We start from the raw sequence: 16603 nt of genomic DNA on the forward strand, positions 1-16603 counted from the left end.
TTTCGGGAGACTCGTGGGCACTTCTCAGGAAGTGATTTGATCGAGTCCCAGCCTACTCCGAGACAGGCCGCGAGATGTGCACTTCACCCGACGCGTCGGCGTAAAAATCAGGGTTTTGCTGGTTTTTTTCACCAAAAATAGAACTGGGAGACCGTCCAAACGGACGATCTCCCAGCCTAAAATCAACTTTCTCGACTAGTGGAACGAATCTCCACACGCACAGCTTCCGCCTGCATTCGGGTTGTCGATCGTGAAGCCCTGCTTTTGGATGGTGTCTTCGAAGTCGATCGACGCGCCGTCAAGGTAAGGGACGCTCATCTTGTCGACGATCACCTCGACGCCATCGAAATCGACGACTGCATCTCCGTCGAGCATCCGCTCGTCGAAATAGAGCTGGTAAATGAGTCCGGAGCAGCCACCAGGCTGAACCGCGACGCGGAGGCGCAGGTCTTCGCGACCTTCCTGGGCGAGCAGGCTTCGAACCTTCGAGGCTGCAGTGTCACTGAGACCGACACGGTGAGCTGTCGTCTCTGCGGCTGCAGTGCTTTCGGTAATGGTGTCAGTCATGGTGCTCCTTGAGACGTTGTTCGACGCGAAATCTACACAGATTCTACAGCTGGCAACAGGGAATGGGCCGTGAGCATTCCCTGTTGCCTCACCCGGTAGCGGGCTAGTGCCCACTCATGTCGTTCATTCTGGCCAGCAGCAATGCCTCGCTCAGCACTGCTCGCTTGAAGACTCCCAGGTGAAGGGATTCGTTCGGGCTGTGTGCCCGGGAGTCGGGGTCTTCCACTCCGGTGACGAGGATCTGGGCCTCGGGGAAAACTCGTACCAGGTCGGCGATGAACGGAATTGATCCGCCCACCCCCATGTCGACGGGTTCGACACCCCACGCGTCATGCATGGCCTGGCGGGCCGCAGCCACGGCCCATCCGCTCGTGTCGACCAGGAAGGCATCCCCCGTGTCGACGTCGTCGATCTCGAGGTGCGCACCGAATGGAGCGTTCGCTTGAAGGTGGGCCACGAGCGCCTCATACGCCTCAGCTGCTGGCTGGCCAGGAGCGATCCGTGCGCTGATCTTCACGCTGATCGCGGGCGATAGCGTGTTCGACGCATTCTCGACACTGGGCGCGTCGATGCCGGTGACCGTGATGGCAGGCTGCGCCCAGATTCGGCTCAGGATGGTGCCGGTCCCGATGGGCGTCACGCCGTCGAGTAGGCCTGCCTCCGACCTGAACAGTTCGTCTGAGTACTCTGGCGTCTGCTGTTCATGGCTTGTCAGCCCTGCAACCGCAACGGAACCGTCCTCAGCGTGCAGGGTAGACAGCAGCTTGATCGTGGCGAGCATCGCATCGGGCACTGCTCCCCCGTACATTCCAGAGTGCGAGGCGTGGGCAAGCGTACGTACGGTGAGCTTGAACGTCACGTTGCCCCGCAGGCCGATCGTGAGTGCAGGAGTGTCGATATCCCAGTTGGTGGAATCTGCCACGACGATGGCATCCGCGCGCAGGACATCCTGGTTTTCCTCAAGGAAGTTGGCGAACGAACGACTACCAAATTCCTCTTCACCCTCGATGAAGAGTGCGAGGCCGAGGTCGAAGTCATCTCCGGCAGCATCGACCAGGGCCCTAATTGATGCAATGTGAGCCATGACCCCCGCCTTGTCGTCAGCCGCGCCGCGACCATACAAGCGGTCCCCTCGCACCGTCGGCTCGAAAGGATTGGACTCCCACTCTTCGTCCTTGCCGGGGGGCTGCACATCATGGTGCGCATACAGAAGTATTGTCGGCCTGCCGTTTCGAGCGGCCCTGCTGGCCAACACTGCCGGCTGACCGAGTTCGTCGGTTCCCGGAATGCCGGCTTGCTTGACCTCGACCCTGTCGAAGACGCCGAGTCCGCGAGCCAGGTCGGCCACCGCGTCTGCGCTGGCCGCCACGTGGCTGGGGTCGAAGGCCGTCCATGCAACCGATGGAATGCGCACGAGCGCGCTTAGATCGGCAATTGTGCCCGGCAATCCGCGTTCAACTGCGAGGCGAACGTCAGCCTCAACTTTCGCGTTTGCTGGAGATGTCTGTTCGCTATCCGTCATGCAGGTAATCTTAAGGCAACCGAATTCAAGGACATGATGTGGCAAAGCAACCTCTGACCCCCGACGCGGAACCCTCGATCGAAACCTCTGAGGAGACCGCAGCGCGGCTCGCAGCAGCGGCGACGGCAAGCAAGGGCGCGCCGACTCCCACCCGCAAGCAGCAAGAGGCCGCGAACAAGCGGCCCCTGGTTCCCGACGACCGTAAGTTGGCCGCCAAGCAGGCTCGCGCCAAGTCGGCAGATTCCCGCGAGCGTGCTCGCATCGGGATGGCGGCAGGCGATGACAAGTACCTGCCCCTCCGTGAGCGCGGCCCGCAGAAGCGATTCGTGCGTGACTACGTCGACGCCAGGTTCAACGTCGGTGAGTTCATGATTCCGGTGATGTTCCTTGTCATCATCCTGACGTTCTTCCCGGATCCCACGGTGCAGACGTACGGAATCCTGGCTCTCTGGGCATTCTTCCTCGTTGCCGTGATCGACTGCGTGATCCTCGGCTTCATCCTGAAGCGCAAGGTTGAGGCGAAGTTCGGTGCGAGCAAGGCGGAGCGCGTGCGCTGGTACGCGGCCATGCGTGCCCTGCAGCTGCGCGCAATGCGCCTGCCTAAGCCGCAGGTCAAGCGCGGACAGTACCCGAGCTAGATCCCCGCTACGACGAAGAATGGCCCGAGCATCTGCTCGGGCCATTCTTCGTGGCGCTTCGCTACCCGAGGCGGAAGGCGCCCGCTCTGATCAGCGGGATGCGGGTCTCGTCCTCTGTCAATGAACCGTGCTGTCCGATCATCCTTCTGGCCGACTGGTTCGGCTCCCTGGAGTCGTAGTATGCGATGAGTTTGCGGGCTGCGACGATCACGTCACCGATTCGGGGTGCGACAGCGTCGTCGACATCACCGAAGTAGCCGGCAGCGATGGCCTCGCTCCGCGTCATGATCCAGGCCCGCTCACCCTCACTCTGGCGCCAGGCTTCGGCCAGTGCGTCGGCGGTGCGCTCGGTATCCGGGTCAAGGTACAGGTGCAGGCACCGTGGGTCTCCCCCGATGTGACGGACGCCATCAACAAGCTCTGGAACAGTGTCGAACAGGATGTGCCGTTCGGCGGGGACGTCGATCACTCCGTGATCGGCCGTGACAATGAGTCCTTCGTCGGCACGAAGTGAATTCTCGAACTTGACAAGTTCCGAGTCGAGGTTCTCGAGCTCGGCCAGCCATCTGGGTGATTCCCAACCGTGTGCATGGGCGGCGACATCAAGTTCGGCCACATACAGGTAGACCAGCGCACGTGGTTCTTCGTCGAGAATCCGCCTGGCCGCTGCAAAACGATCGGCAACGCGTTCTGCCGGGACGTACGTGGCGCCACGCAGGACCGCGCGCGTGAACCCTGAGTCTGTATATCGTGCGGGCCCGACGGCAAAGCTCGGGATGCCCGCATCCGCTGCCTGTTCAAAGACTGTGCGCACGCGCTGCCACGTCGCAGGGTCCATCCCCGCATCCCAGCCGGTGAGCTGGTTGACCACGCGGTCGTTGGCTTCATCGCGCACTCTGTAGCCAACCAACCCATGCTGGCCAGGGGCGACACCTGTGGTGAGTGTGGCGATACCCGCGGCAGTTGTTGCAGGGAACACACCGTCGATCACGCTGCGCTTACCGAGCCGTGAGGCCAGGAACCGCGCATGACCGGCCCGGCTCTTGATGGCGCTGGCACCAAGTCCATCAGCGAGGACCACCACAGCCTTACGCACGGCAGGCAGGTCGAGAACATTGGATTCGCCCTGGAGGGCAGAGAGGCAACTTGGGAGTACATCGGCAAGGCGAATCGTGCTGAATTGGCGGGCCGGTAGCATATAGGACATCGGGACGATTCTTTCACAGTCGTTCCTGACACCCGTTATGAAACCTCGTGCTCTCCCGCACGCCCTTAGCAGAATTCACGAATGAGCCGCTCAGACAGCACAGCAGACGCATCCTTTACCGAGCGCATCGAAGATGTCGACGTATCGACAGAGATGCAGGGGTCATTCCTGGAGTACGCGTACTCCGTGATCTACTCCCGTGCCCTTCCCGACGCCAGAGACGGCCTCAAGCCGGTTCAGCGGCGCATCCTTTATCAGATGAGTGAGATGGGCCTGCGTCCGGATCGTGGTCACGTGAAGTCCGCGCGCGTCGTCGGCGAGGTGATGGGCAAGCTGCACCCCCACGGTGACACGGCAATCTACGATGCCATGGTGCGCATGGCGCAGCCGTTCACCCTGCGCGTGCCCCTCATCGACGGGCATGGCAACTTTGGCTCCCTGGACGACGGCCCAGCAGCCCCCCGGTACACCGAAGCTCGCCTGGCAGCGCCCGCGCTCTCGATGACGGCAGACCTCGACGAGGATGTCGTCGATTTCGTACCCAATTACGACAACCAGCTGACGCAACCCGATGTGCTGCCGGCTGCGTATCCGAACCTGCTCGTCAATGGCGCAAGCGGAATCGCCGTTGGTATGGCCACAAACATGGCTCCGCACAACCTCATCGAGGTCGTCGGCGCTGCCAGACACCTGCTTGCGCACCCGGATGCCACGCTCGACGAGCTGATGGAATACGTTCCAGGCCCCGACCTTCCCACCGGCGGCACGATCGTCGGCCTTGCCGGAATCAAAGATGCATACGCGACGGGTCGCGGAAGCTTCAAGACCAGGGCCCGCGTGTCAGTCGAGGCGATTTCGGCCAGGAAGACCGGCCTTGTCGTCACCGAACTGCCATACCTGGTCGGTCCAGAGAAGGTCATCGAGAAGATCAAGGACGGCGTCAACTCCAAGAAGCTGTCGGGTATCTCGGATGTGACGGACCTCACCGACCGCACCAAGGGCCTGCGCCTGGTCATCGGCATCAAAACAGGATTCAGCCCTGAGGCCGTACTCGAGCAGCTCTACCGCGTGACCCCGCTGGAGGATTCCTTCGGCATCAACGCCGTCGCCCTCGTCAATGGCGGGCCGCAGACGCTGGGCCTCCGCGAGCTGCTCCTCGTCTACGTGAACCACCGCATCCAGGTAGTCACGCGACGAAGCGCCTACCGCCTGGCCCGCCGGAAGGAGCGCCTGCACCTCGTTGAGGGTCTGCTAGTGGCGATTCTCGACATCGATGAAGTCATTCAAGTCATCAGGGCCAGCGATGACACCGAACAGGCCCGCACCCGACTTATCGACGTCTTTGAGTTGAGTCAGATCCAGGCCGAATACATCCTCGAGCTCCGTTTGCGCCGCCTGACGAAATTCTCGCGGATCGAGCTGGAAGCAGAGCGCGACAAGCTGCTCGCTGAGATCGCTGAACTTGAAAAGCTTCTGTCGAGCAAGCAGGCAATTCGCACCCTGGTCTCCGATGAGCTCGCAGAGATCGCAGAACGCTTCGGTACCCCGCGTCGTACGGTGCTGACGGAAGCCAGGCCCAGCATCGCCGGAGCAGCTGCGAAGCGACAAGCGGCCATCCTCGAAGTGCAGGACACGGCCACACGCGTCTATCTGAGCGTCACTGGGCGCATCGCACGGGTCGATGCGCAGGAAGCCGACGTAGAGGGCGCCCAGTCGCGTGCTGTGCCCGTACAGCGCCGGAGCAAGCACGACGCCATCCTCTCGGTGCTCGATACGACGAGCCGCACCGAGATCGGTGCCGTCACGAACCTGGGACGACTCATCCGCTTCTCCCCCGTCGACCTGCCCGTCATGCCGACGTCGTCGATTCAACTCGCTGCGGGCGTGCGTATCGGCGACTATCTGGCGCTGAGCAATCGCGCCGAGAAGGTACTCGCACTTGTCTCGCTTGAATCAGACAAGTCGATCGCCCTCGGTACGAAGCAGGGTGTTGTCAAGCGTGTGACTGCCGGAGATTGGGCAAACAAGCCTGATTTCGAAATCATCGCGCTGAAGCCGAAGGATGCAGTCGTCGGCGCTGTCCAGGGCGGAGACGACGACGAGCTCGTCTTCGTCGCGACTGACTCGCAGCTGCTGCGGTTCCCTGCGAGCTCGGTTCGTCCGCAGGGACGTACAGCGGGTGGAATGGCCGGCATCAAGCTGGCGGCCGGGGCAGACGTGATCTTCTTCGGGTCAGTGTCACCGGAGGAAGCCGAGTCTGCTGTCGTCGTGACGATTGCGATCGGCAGTCAGACGCTGACCGGAACAGACCCAGGTAGCGCGAAGGTGTCTGACTTCTCCGAATACCCCGCCAAGGGCAGGGCAACCGGTGGCGTGCGCGCTCAGCGCTTCCTCAAGGGTGAAGACGCCCTCTCGCTCGCGTGGGTCGGCCCAGCACCCGCGCGCGCCGTCGGACCCGATGGATCACCGCGCACGCTTCCGGAAAGCGGTGCCAGGCGCGATGCCTCCGGTGTGCTTCTCGACGCGGTCATCGGCGCCGTGGGCGCTCAGATCAGCTAGGCATACGAACTAGGCATACAGAAGGGGCGGTGCATCAGCACCGCCCCTTCTGCGTCACCTGCTATCAGTCGGCTACACGTCGATGCGGTCGCGGCTGAGCTTGTCTGAGCTGTCGATGATGAACTCCTTGCGTGGGGCGACGTCGTTGCCCATCAGCAGCTCAAAGATTTTGCCTGCCTGTTCGGCATCAGACACCTGCACGCGTCGCAGAGTGCGGTGCGAGCGTTCCATTGTGGTGGTCGCCAGTTGGTCGGCATCCATCTCACCCAGTCCCTTGTAACGCTGGATCGGATCCTGGTACTTCTTGCCCGTGCGCTTCAGTCCGGTGAGTACGCCCTGCAGTTCTGCTTCTGAGTACGTGTAGATCGTCTCGTTCGGTTTGCTGCCTGGATTCATCACCACGACCCTGTGCAGCGGCGGAACTGCTGCGAAGACCCGACCGCCCTCGATCATCGGGCGCATGTACCTGAAGAACAAGGTCAGCAGCAGGGTGCGGATGTGAGCGCCGTCGACATCGGCGTCGCTCATGATGATCACCTTGCCATAGCGGGCGGCGGAGAGATCGAAGCTGCGGCCGGAACCGGCCCCGATCACCTGGATGATCGAGGCGCACTCTGCGTTGGAGAGCATGTCGGAGACCGACGCCTTCTGCACGTTCAGGATCTTGCCGCGAATCGGCAGCAGTGCCTGGTGTTCGCTGTCGCGTGCAAGCTTGGCGGTTCCGAGGGCCGAGTCACCCTCAACGATGAACAACTCGCTCGTGGCGACGTCATTGCTGCGGCAGTCAACCAGCTTGGCCGGAAGTGACGAGCTTTCGAGCGCGTTCTTACGGCGCTGAGTCTCTTTGTGCGCCCTGGCTGAGATGCGCGACTTCATTTCGGAGACGATCTTGTCGAGTACAAGTGCTGTCTGCGCCTTGTCGTCGCGCTTTGCCGACGAGAACCGCTCGGCCAGGCTCTTGGCCACAACCGACGAGACGATCGCGCGGACGGCGGGAGTGCCGAGGATCTCCTTGGTCTGGCCCTCGAACTGTGGTTCTGGCAGACGCACCGTCAGCACGACGGTGAGTCCGGCCAGGATGTCGTCCTTTTCAAGTTTGTCTGAGCCGACCTTCAACCGCCTGGCGTTGGCTTCAACCTGTCCGCGCAGGAACTTCAGCAGGCCGGCTTCGAAACCGGCCTGGTGCGTCCCGCCCTTGGGAGTGGCGATGATGTTGACGAAGCTGCGCATCACCGTGTCGTAACCGGTCCCCCAGCGGAGGGCGATGTCAACCGCGCACTCGCGCTGCAGTTCTGTCGGAACCATTGCGCCTTTGTCTGTCAGCACGGGCACCGTCTCTGTGAAGGTGCCGGTACCGCTCAGGCGCCAGATGTCAGTGAGTGGTGCATCCGTTGCCAGGTGTTCGACGAACTCGGAGATACCGCCCTCGAACGAGAACGATTCGTCGATTGTCTCTTCTGCACGCTGGTCGGACACGTTGATAGTGAGACCAGGAACGAGGAACGCGGTCTGCCGTGCGCGCGAGAGCAGTTCATCGGTCTGGAAGGTTGCACCCTTGGTGAAGATCTGGCGATCGGCCCAGTACCTGATGCGAGTGCCGGTGACGCCCTTGCGGACCTTACCGATGACGCGCAGTTCGCTCTTCTTCTCAAAGGGAGTGAACGGGGCATCAGGGCTCTTCTCGCCACCCTCGTCTGCAAATATCCCCGGCTCGCCACGGTGGAACGACATGGCCCAGGTCTTGCCATCGCGGTCGACCTCGACGTCGAGGCGTTCGGAGAGCGCGTTGACGACAGAGGCGCCGACACCGTGAAGTCCACCCGAAGCAGCGTAAGAGCCACCGCCGAATTTTCCACCGGCGTGCAACTTGGTGAAGACGACCTCAACACCGGACAAGCCGGTCTTCGGCTCAATGTCCACTGGGACGCCACGGGCAGTATCCCGAACCTCGACGCTCTGGTCTGAGTGCAGGATGACGCTGATCGAATCGCCATGGCCGCCGAGGGCCTCGTCAACCGAGTTGTCGATGATCTCCCACAGGCAGTGCATGAGTCCGCGGGAGTCAGTTGAACCGATGTACATGCCGGGACGCTTGCGTACAGCTTCGAGTCCTTCGAGGACGGAAAGGTGGCGCGCGGAATAGTCAGAACTCACAACTGTTAAGACTACTGACCCCAGGTGACAGTCGCCTGACCAACACTCAAGGCTCGCTGCTACGCGGTGAGCGAAATACTTGCCAAGTGGCCTATGAAGTCACCGCAGGCGTGTTTACATTGAGTACTAGGTTTTATTGGTTCAAGTCTGGAGGAGGAGCTTATGTCCCAGATCGCCACCGAGAATGGTGCCGTCGACGAACTCGACGCCCCCCACCAGCTCACCGCAGCCGACCGCTGCGATGCATGCGGAGCTCAGGCATACATCCGTGTCGTCGTGAACAACAGTGAACTGCTGTTCTGCGCACACCACGGTCGTAAGCACCAGGAAAAGCTGGAAGCTGTTGCGCAGAGTTGGCATGACGAGTCGAGTCGGTTGTTCAATGACCAGCGTTCGTAAGAACGTCTAAATTCGGTAAAAGAATAGGCCTCTGAGACGAATAGTCTCAGAGGCCTATTTGTATTCTGGCTACTCCGCAGCGATACCGAGCCGTACAGCAATCTGATTGCGCGCGGCCTTCGCGATGTCATCTGCACGCTTGCTTTGCTCGCCAGGAACGTACTCCGCACCGTGCCTGGCCAATGCGACGGTGAGCAGGTGGTCGGCAAAATCGGGGTTACGAGCCAGAACGGGCCCATGCAGATGAGTGCAGAACATGTCGCCCATGACGAGGCCTTCCTGATCCTGGCCATTTCCCGTGCCGCTGACGACGCGGCCAAGGGGTGAGGCTTTCGCCCCGACATAGCCTCGAGAGTGATTCTCGAAACCGCTCAAACGGCCATACTTCGATTTGACGACGATATCGTCGGTCACCCTCGATTCCGCAGGAACGGCGCGGCCGGCAACAAGCCCCAGCCCTTCGATGACCTCTCCATCACCCAGTTCGATCCCCCAGCTCAGCAACTCCCAACCGGTACCGACGGCAAGGATAGGAACATGCCCTGCGCACCACTGGCGAAAGTGGTCGACCATCGGCTGCAGGAGATCGCGTGCGAGCACCAATTCAGAATCTGTTCCCGAACCGACGACAACCATGTCGACGGCCTCAGGGATCTCGTCGACCGAGTTAACCGCAACCACGGTAATCTCGTGCCCGGCCCACTCGGCGCGCCTGGCCAGTACCCGCGCGTTCTCCGCATCACCGTTGGTGTTCAGGAGCTCGGGCAGAATGGAAACGATTGTCAGTGCTGTCATGGCTGGGCTACCTCTAAGCGGGGTCTGGATCGTTGCTGGTGAGACCGAGGTGAGCGCGCGTGCGTCGCATCGAGTCAGCTGAGAACACAATGGTTTTCAAGCCATGGCCGGGATCCGGTAAAGCAATGAAATCATCGAGAGCGCGCCCGAGATCCGGCTCGATACGATCGATGTCTACCTCGTCGTATGCGAGTTGCAACGCGATGTCATACGCCTTTGAACCAGAGACGACGAGCACTCGACCCAACAGCGATGTGTCGACGGGCCAGAAGTACGAGGGGTCGCGCACATCAGATCCGACAGCCACAAGGATCTGTTCTGTGCCGCGCTCGATGTTGTCGACATTGAGCTGAAAGCTTGCAGGGTTCTGCACCAGAACGAACTCAACCTGCTTGCCACGCACGGTGACGATCTCGCCTCGACCGAATACTGCAGGGATTGCAGAAACGGCGGTGATCGCGTGCTCAGCAACAAACCGATCACCCAGGATGGCATGCGCTGTCGCCAAAGCGGTCGCAGCATCAACCGCGTAGTGGGTTCCTCGCGCAGGGAGTCCCACGCCGAAGCTCTGCCCCGAGGGCATCGACACCGTGGCTTCACGACCGGAAACCTGCGTGACGAGAACACCCTCGGCTGGACTCAGGCGCTCTGGCGCGGTCTGTGTGTAACCAAGGCCCCGAGGGCTCTGCTCAAGGACCGCTTCGCTAACGCCGTATTGATCGATCCGAACACCGGGTGCGAGCTGTTCAGCCAGTGCAACAAGGTATTGGTCGTCGGCATTGATGATCACAGACTCTGTGGCGCGCGCCGCAATCTTCAGCAGCATTGTCGCGACCATCTCAGAGTCGTGGAACCTGTCGATCTGGTCGACCATGACGTTTGTCAGGGCGACAACCCTCGGCGACAAGCCGCCGGCGATCAAAGCGCCATGACCTTCATCCATCTCAAGGACAGCGATCTCGCCCTCGATTCGGCCAGTCAGACTGACCTCTTCGAGCAGAGCGGATGTCAGGCCCTGGCTAATGTTGGCCGTCGACGGGTTGGTGAAGACCGACACGTTGTGCGCACGCAAAATCGCCACCAGCATCTTGGTGGTTGTGGATTTGCCGCTCGAACCGGTTACGACAACCAGACCCGACGGGAAACTGTTGAGGGTGCTCGTCAGAAAGCCTGGGGCTATCTTGTTGACGACCAACCCGGGGACGGCAGAACCGCCCCCGGGTTTTCTCCATCTTGCAAGTGTCCGTACGACCCTGCCGATGAGGATCGCCGGTGCATAGCGCACCTGGTAACCCTTATTCGAGGTAGTCGCGCAGCGACTGTGAACGCGACGGGTGGCGCAGCTTCGCCATCGTCTTCGACTCAATCTGACGGATACGTTCGCGGGTGACCCCGAACGTGTCGCCGATCTGGTCGAGCGTCTTCGGCATGCCGTCTCCGAGGCCGAAGCGCATGCGGATGACGCCAGCCTCACGCTCTGACAGAGAATCAAGCAGGCTTTCCAGCTGCTTCTGCAGCATGGTGAAGCCCACAGCATCTGCAGGGACGACAGCTTCGGTGTCTTCGATCAGGTCGCCAAACTCGCTGTCACCATCTTCACCAAGCGGGGTGTGAAGTGAGATCGGTTCGCGACCATACTTTTGGACCTCAACGACCTTTTCCGGCGTCATGTCGAGCTCGCGGCTCAGCTCTTCTGGCGTTGGTTCGCGACCGAGGTCCTGCAGCATCTGGCGCTGCACCCGAGCGAGCTTGTTGATGACCTCAACCATGTGCACCGGGATACGGATGGTGCGAGCCTGGTCGGCCATGGCACGAGTGATCGCCTGACGAATCCACCAGGTGGCGTAGGTCGAGAACTTGAATCCCTTGGTGTAGTCGAACTTCTCGACTGCACGGATGAGGCCCAGGTTGCCTTCCTGGATCAGGTCGAGGAACTGCATTCCGCGGCCGGTGTAGCGCTTGGCCAGCGAAACCACGAGTCGGAGGTTGGCTCCGAGCAGGTGGCTCTTGGCGCGGGCGCCGTCCTTTGCGACCCACTGAAGTTCGCGACCGAGGGCGGTGCGCTTCTCAGCATCGGTCATCTGCGACAGCTTGTCTTCAGCGAAGAGGCCGGCTTCGATTCGCATGGCGAGCTCGACTTCTTCAGCCGCGTTCAGAAGCGCGACCTTACCGATCTGCTTCAGGTAGTCCTTGACCGGGTCTGCCGTAGCGCCGGTGATTGCGCTTGAGTAAACCGGGACTTCATCATCGTCATCAACGAGTGACAAAACGAGTGCGCCTGAGGGCAGCGGCTCAGTCTGAGCGGGGCGCTTGGCTGCACCTTCTTCGTCTGAGTCGTCATCGTCGTCTGACTTGTCGACTACAACGTCTTCGACCTCGACAACACCTTCACCGGGTTCGACATCTTCGTCTGGTCCGTCTTCGGTCTTGCCCTTGGCAGCCTTGGCCTTGGTCGTTGCGGCACGCTTGCGCGGTGCAGCCTTCTCAGCAGCGGGATCCGCTGCTGCCTTCTTCGCGGCATTTGCGGCCCGTGTAGCGGCGGCCTTCGTCGCCTTGGCCGTGCTCGCGGTGGTCTCTTCGGTCACCTCGGTCTTTACTGGGGTTGCCATTCGAACACCTCTCATGCGTCATATTTGCGCGTAAAACCCGCGTATTCCCGCAGTCAAAAACTATAGCTACAAGAAATTGGGCAGTACTAAGACCCATGTCAAGTCCTAGGGCATCGCGCGGATGACAACTGCACCAACATTTCATTGGTGCTCCTAGAACCAGAACGGGTCCTATTGACAATTATTGCATGGATTGGTTATACAGCGAGCCACTGGCCGTTAAGTCTCGCGCACGTGTCGTCACAGTCCCCGGCGCCGCTTCCATGCTCGAGATAATGCAACCCAGAGAGGGGCCACTTCTATTCCCTCGTCACGTGACATCTGGCTCCGTGTGCGACGGCGGGCACGCAAGAGAAACACCACCCCGATACCGATCACGAGGTACTGCACAGCAAATGCGACCCTGAACGAGTCAGCGGAGTAGAGGTCGCTCTCTGCGCCACCACTCATCCTCAGCTTGTCCTGTACGTCGAGCAGTACGCCAATGAGAAACATCATCACGAAACTAGCGGTGAATCCGCCGACGTTGACGACACCGTTCGCCGAACCCAGGCTGCGCTGTGGGTTGAATGTACGTGCAAAGTCGAATCCGATCAGTGACCCCGGTCCACCGACGCCGATGACGACGAGAAGCAGCGCAATGAGCCACACCGGCTGCGGACCCGGCCAGAGCAGCACAACGGCCCAAGCTGTGCCAATTGCTGCGACGATCCCCAGCACAATTGAGCTTCGGCGCGCCGGGAAGCGGGCAGTCATGATCCCGAGGAATGGGCCCATGATCAACCCCGATCCGACAAGGATGGTCAGCAAACCAGCGGCGAGACTCGGTGAGTAGCCCAATCCGTAGACCATGAAGGGAAACCCCCAGAGCAGGCTGAACACCGCGCCAGATGACTGCGTCACAAAGTGCGACCAGAATCCAAGCTGAGTGCCTGGCCTGGCAAGGCTGTGTCGCAACTGGGAGAGAGCCGTCTTCCAATCGGCCGGTGCTCCGACGTCAACGATTTCAGCTGGCCGGTCTTTGATGAAGATGCCGACCACGATGAACGCGATGACCGCGACGGAACCAGCCGAAACGAATGCAGACGTCCACCCCCACATATGCAGGATCCAGGCCAGCGGGACAGCGGAGAGCACCTGGCCGAGCTGGCCGAGGTTGCCCATCCACTGCGACATCTGCGGAACCAGCCGCGGTGTGAACCAGGACGAGACCAACCTGATCACCGAGATGAAGATCGTCGCATCGCCGGCGCCGACCAGGATGCGACCGATGACCGCAATGGTGATCGACGGCGCGAATGCGAGAGTGAACTGGCCGATGATCATCAGCGCAGTGCCACTCAGCATCAACACGCGCGGACCGTATCGATCGATCAGGACGCCGACGGGAATCTGAGCTGAGGCGTACACGATCAGCTGGACAACGGCGAGGCTCGACAAGACCGCCGCGGATCCCCCGAACCGTTCAGCTGCGTCGACTCCAGCTATACCCAGCGAAGTGCGCTGCAGGATTGCGGAGATATAGGCGAACGCTCCAACTGCAAAAATTAACGCGGATCGACGAGAGTTCACTCCACAACGTTACCCCCGGTGGTTCAGCTGCCTGACCCGTCGTCCCTGGTGCGTTTGATCATGAGGAACTTTTCGAGCTCTGCCGCGATTTCATCGGCGCTTGGAAGCTCGCCGTCTTCGTCAGTCAGGGGTGAGCGAAGGGGGTTGCCCTCCATATATGCGTCATAGCGCTGCTCGAGGGTGCCGACAAGCTTGCCGAGTTCACCGTTCTCCTGGACCTGCTCATCGATCCGAGCGACGAATTCTCGGTTCTGCTCGCGCAAACGATCTGTGGGGAAAATGAGTCCTGTCGCTGCGCTCGTACTCTCCAGGGCGGACAACGCCGCTGAGGGGTACTCGGTGTCTGCGAGATAGTGCGGAATCAGCAGCACAAACCCTGCGGTCGTGGCGCCTACATCCTGTAGTCGGAACTCCACAAGGTGCAGAGCGTTGGCGGGGACCTGAGTGTGTGGCCGCCAAACAGACATACTCTCGATGAGGTCTGAGCGGTTGCCACTCACCGTGACGCCTATCGGGCGAGTGTGGGGAACCGGCATGGGGATGGCGTGCACCCACGTCGTTGATGACACCTTGAAATGGTCGATCAGCTCGAGAACGGCCGCCGTGAACTGTTCCCACCGGAAATCCGGTTCGAAACCAGCAAGCAACAGGAACTGTTGACCAATTTCATCGGTCGCCAGGTAGACCTGGAGACGCGCCGGCTGATAGTCGGTGAGGTGATCCTGATCGAAGTAGATGATGGGACGCCTGGCTCGATAGTCAAGGAGCGCATCAGCATCGAAGGTCGCGACAACGGTGTGATCAAGCGTCGACAACACATATTCGGTGAACTGGGAAACAGCGCCACCGGCGTCAGCGAATCCCGTTAGTCCTGCAACCAAATGCAGGCCTTCCGGGACCATGACGGCATCGGCCGTCAGCTCGTAAAGTTCACCAGGATCGCGCATGCTTCAACTCTATGCCGCCCCTATAGACGCACCCGGGGAAACAGCCTTGAAGCCTTGATGCCGAGAGCGAACACCCGTCTCCCCGTACCATGGAGGCATGACAGTTCCACAGCTTTTCGTATCCGACCAGCCCGCCCTCGACTCGAATGCCGATGCAATCGTGATTGGAGCAGTCTCCGCTTCTGGCGGCGTAACCCTGTTTGCAGATGAGGCGTTTGCAGCTATCGCAGACCAGCTCTCCGCCCTGGGCGTCACGGGTGCCGCAGATGAGTTGACCCGAATTCCGGCCAGCATCGGAAGCGCACGCAGCATCGCCATCATCGGGCTTGGATCAACCCCGTCAGAGGTCGCGCTCCGGAACGCCGCAGGATCAGCTGTTCGGCAGCTGGGTGGAGTTGAAACCGTTGCGTTCGGATTCCCCCTCACATCCGCTGAGGAACTCTCTGCAGTGCTTGAAGGCGCAGCGCTCGGTGCGTACTCCTTCACGTCCTACCGCTCAAGCACCACCTCGCTCAAGCTGCCCGCAAGCACAGTGACAGTACACACCGCAATTACCTCGCCTGAAACGCTCGACAGGGCACGTGTCGTTGCCGAGGCGACCTCGCTCGTGAAGGACCTGGTCAATACTCCGCCAGCCGACCTCTACCCGGCATCCTTCGCCGATCTCGCCCAGCGAGCGGCTGCAGACCTGCCCGTCGAACTGACGGTGTGGGATGAAACCCGCCTGGCCGAAGACGGCTTCGGTGGCATCCTCGGCGTCGGACAGGGCTCATCGCGCCCGCCCCGCCTGATCAAGGTGGAGTACTCCCCCACCGGAGCAGAGAAGCACCTCGCACTGGTGGGTAAGGGCATCACCTTCGACACCGGTGGGCTGTCGTTGAAGCCCGCATCGTCAATGGTCGGCATGAAGTACGACATGGCAGGCGCCGCGACGGTGCTGGCCGCCACGCTCGCTGCCGCCCGACTCGAACTGCCCGTTCGGATCACCGCATGGCTCTGCATGGCCGAGAACATGCCGTCGGGCACCGCGACCAGGCCGGAAGACGTACTGCGCATCCGTGGCGGACGCACAGTTGAAGTGCTCAACACTGACGCCGAAGGCCGTCTCGTTCTGGCGGATGGCCTCGTCGCTGCCGGCGAGGAGCACCCGGATGCCATTGTTGATGTGGCAACGCTCACCGGTGCCGCGACAGTAGCTCTCGGCACGCGGTACTTCGCGGCGATGGGCAACGACGACTTGGTCAAGCAGGTTCTGGATGCCAGCGCAGCAGCCGGAGAATCGGCCTGGCCGATGCCGCTTCCGAGCGAACTTCGCTCAGTGCTTCGATCCGACGTCGCCGACATCGCCAACGCGAAGATCGGCAACAAAGCCGCCGGCATGCTGCTGGCCGCTGTGTTCCTGCAGGAATTCATCGGCACCATCAGCGACGAGCCCGACGCGGCAACAATCCCGTGGGCTCACCTCGACATTGCCGGCTCTGCCCAGAACGAAGGCGGCGGCTATGGATTCACGAAGCCAGGCCCGACAGCCGTTTCGCTCCGGACACTGATCAAACTGGCCGAGGACTTTTGCCGCCCGTAGTACAGTCGTATGGGCAAGACAAGCTTGTCAAGGAACGTCTGTCCCGCACTCC

At 61.1% G+C, this 16603-nt stretch carries 13 protein-coding genes; 4 read left to right on the top strand and 9 right to left on the bottom strand.

Annotation, left to right across the window (positions count from 1 at the left end; translation table 11 throughout):
* Positions 1-195 precede the first annotated feature (195 nt).
* Together erpA and ACMT3I_RS06095 are read right to left on the bottom strand one after the other, a co-directional pair.
* The gene (erpA, locus tag ACMT3I_RS06090) at positions 196-567 is read right to left on the bottom strand and encodes an iron-sulfur cluster insertion protein ErpA (RefSeq protein WP_414803576.1); all 372 of its coding nucleotides are present in this window, start codon (positions 565-567) and stop codon (positions 196-198) included.
* A 103-nt stretch (positions 568-670) separates the two neighbouring features.
* Complete coding sequence (locus ACMT3I_RS06095) at positions 671-2089, bottom strand: dipeptidase (protein ID WP_414803577.1); 1419 nt, start codon at positions 2087-2089, stop codon at positions 671-673.
* 38 nt (positions 2090-2127) lie between these two features.
* On the opposite strand from ACMT3I_RS06095, the gene ACMT3I_RS06100 reads away from it, so the two are divergent.
* Positions 2128-2727, top strand: a complete 600-nt coding sequence (locus tag ACMT3I_RS06100) for a DUF3043 domain-containing protein (protein WP_414803578.1) — start codon at positions 2128-2130, stop codon at positions 2725-2727.
* A 61-nt stretch (positions 2728-2788) separates the two neighbouring features.
* Here the strand turns inward: ACMT3I_RS06100 and ACMT3I_RS06105 are convergent, their stop codons facing one another.
* Complete coding sequence (locus ACMT3I_RS06105) at positions 2789-3934, bottom strand: alkaline phosphatase family protein (RefSeq protein ID WP_414803579.1); 1146 nt, start codon at positions 3932-3934, stop codon at positions 2789-2791.
* An 81-nt stretch (positions 3935-4015) separates the two neighbouring features.
* Here ACMT3I_RS06105 and ACMT3I_RS06110 point away from each other — a divergent pair, with 81 nt between their 5' ends.
* Positions 4016-6493, top strand: coding sequence for a DNA gyrase/topoisomerase IV subunit A (locus ACMT3I_RS06110; protein ID WP_414803580.1), 2478 nt, complete (start codon positions 4016-4018; stop codon positions 6491-6493).
* A 72-nt stretch (positions 6494-6565) separates the two neighbouring features.
* Here the strand turns inward: ACMT3I_RS06110 and ACMT3I_RS06115 are convergent, their stop codons facing one another.
* Complete coding sequence (locus ACMT3I_RS06115) at positions 6566-8647, bottom strand: DNA gyrase/topoisomerase IV subunit B (protein WP_414803581.1); 2082 nt, start codon at positions 8645-8647, stop codon at positions 6566-6568.
* A 162-nt stretch (positions 8648-8809) separates the two neighbouring features.
* Between ACMT3I_RS06115 and ACMT3I_RS06120 the strand changes: the two genes are divergently transcribed.
* Complete coding sequence (locus ACMT3I_RS06120; protein ID WP_414803582.1) at positions 8810-9046, top strand: hypothetical protein; 237 nt, start codon at positions 8810-8812, stop codon at positions 9044-9046.
* Positions 9047-9115: 69 nt separating this feature from the next.
* Here the strand turns inward: ACMT3I_RS06120 and ACMT3I_RS06125 are convergent, their stop codons facing one another.
* From ACMT3I_RS06125 to ACMT3I_RS06145, 5 genes are all read right to left on the bottom strand, one after another.
* Entirely contained in the window at positions 9116-9841 is a 726-nt protein-coding gene (locus ACMT3I_RS06125) for a type 1 glutamine amidotransferase (protein WP_414803583.1), read from the bottom strand.
* 13 nt (positions 9842-9854) lie between these two features.
* Positions 9855-11126: a MurT ligase domain-containing protein gene (locus ACMT3I_RS06130; RefSeq protein ID WP_414803584.1), complete on the bottom strand. Its 1272-nt coding sequence runs from the start codon at positions 11124-11126 to the stop codon at positions 9855-9857.
* A 10-nt stretch (positions 11127-11136) separates the two neighbouring features.
* The gene (locus ACMT3I_RS06135; RefSeq protein WP_414803585.1) at positions 11137-12450 is read right to left on the bottom strand and encodes an RNA polymerase sigma factor; all 1314 of its coding nucleotides are present in this window, start codon (positions 12448-12450) and stop codon (positions 11137-11139) included.
* A 240-nt stretch (positions 12451-12690) separates the two neighbouring features.
* Complete coding sequence (locus ACMT3I_RS06140) at positions 12691-14022, bottom strand: MFS transporter (RefSeq protein ID WP_414803586.1); 1332 nt, start codon at positions 14020-14022, stop codon at positions 12691-12693.
* 23 nt (positions 14023-14045) lie between these two features.
* Positions 14046-14969: a proteasome assembly chaperone family protein gene (locus ACMT3I_RS06145; RefSeq protein WP_414803587.1), complete on the bottom strand. Its 924-nt coding sequence runs from the start codon at positions 14967-14969 to the stop codon at positions 14046-14048.
* A gap of 97 nt (positions 14970-15066) precedes the next feature.
* On the opposite strand from ACMT3I_RS06145, the gene ACMT3I_RS06150 reads away from it, so the two are divergent.
* Entirely contained in the window at positions 15067-16551 is a 1485-nt protein-coding gene (locus ACMT3I_RS06150) for a leucyl aminopeptidase (protein WP_414803588.1), read from the top strand.
* The last annotated feature ends 52 nt before the right edge of the window (positions 16552-16603 follow it).

The organism is Leifsonia sp. A12D58 (assembly GCF_047530025.1).
Lineage (GTDB): Bacteria > Actinomycetota > Actinomycetes > Actinomycetales > Microbacteriaceae > Cryobacterium.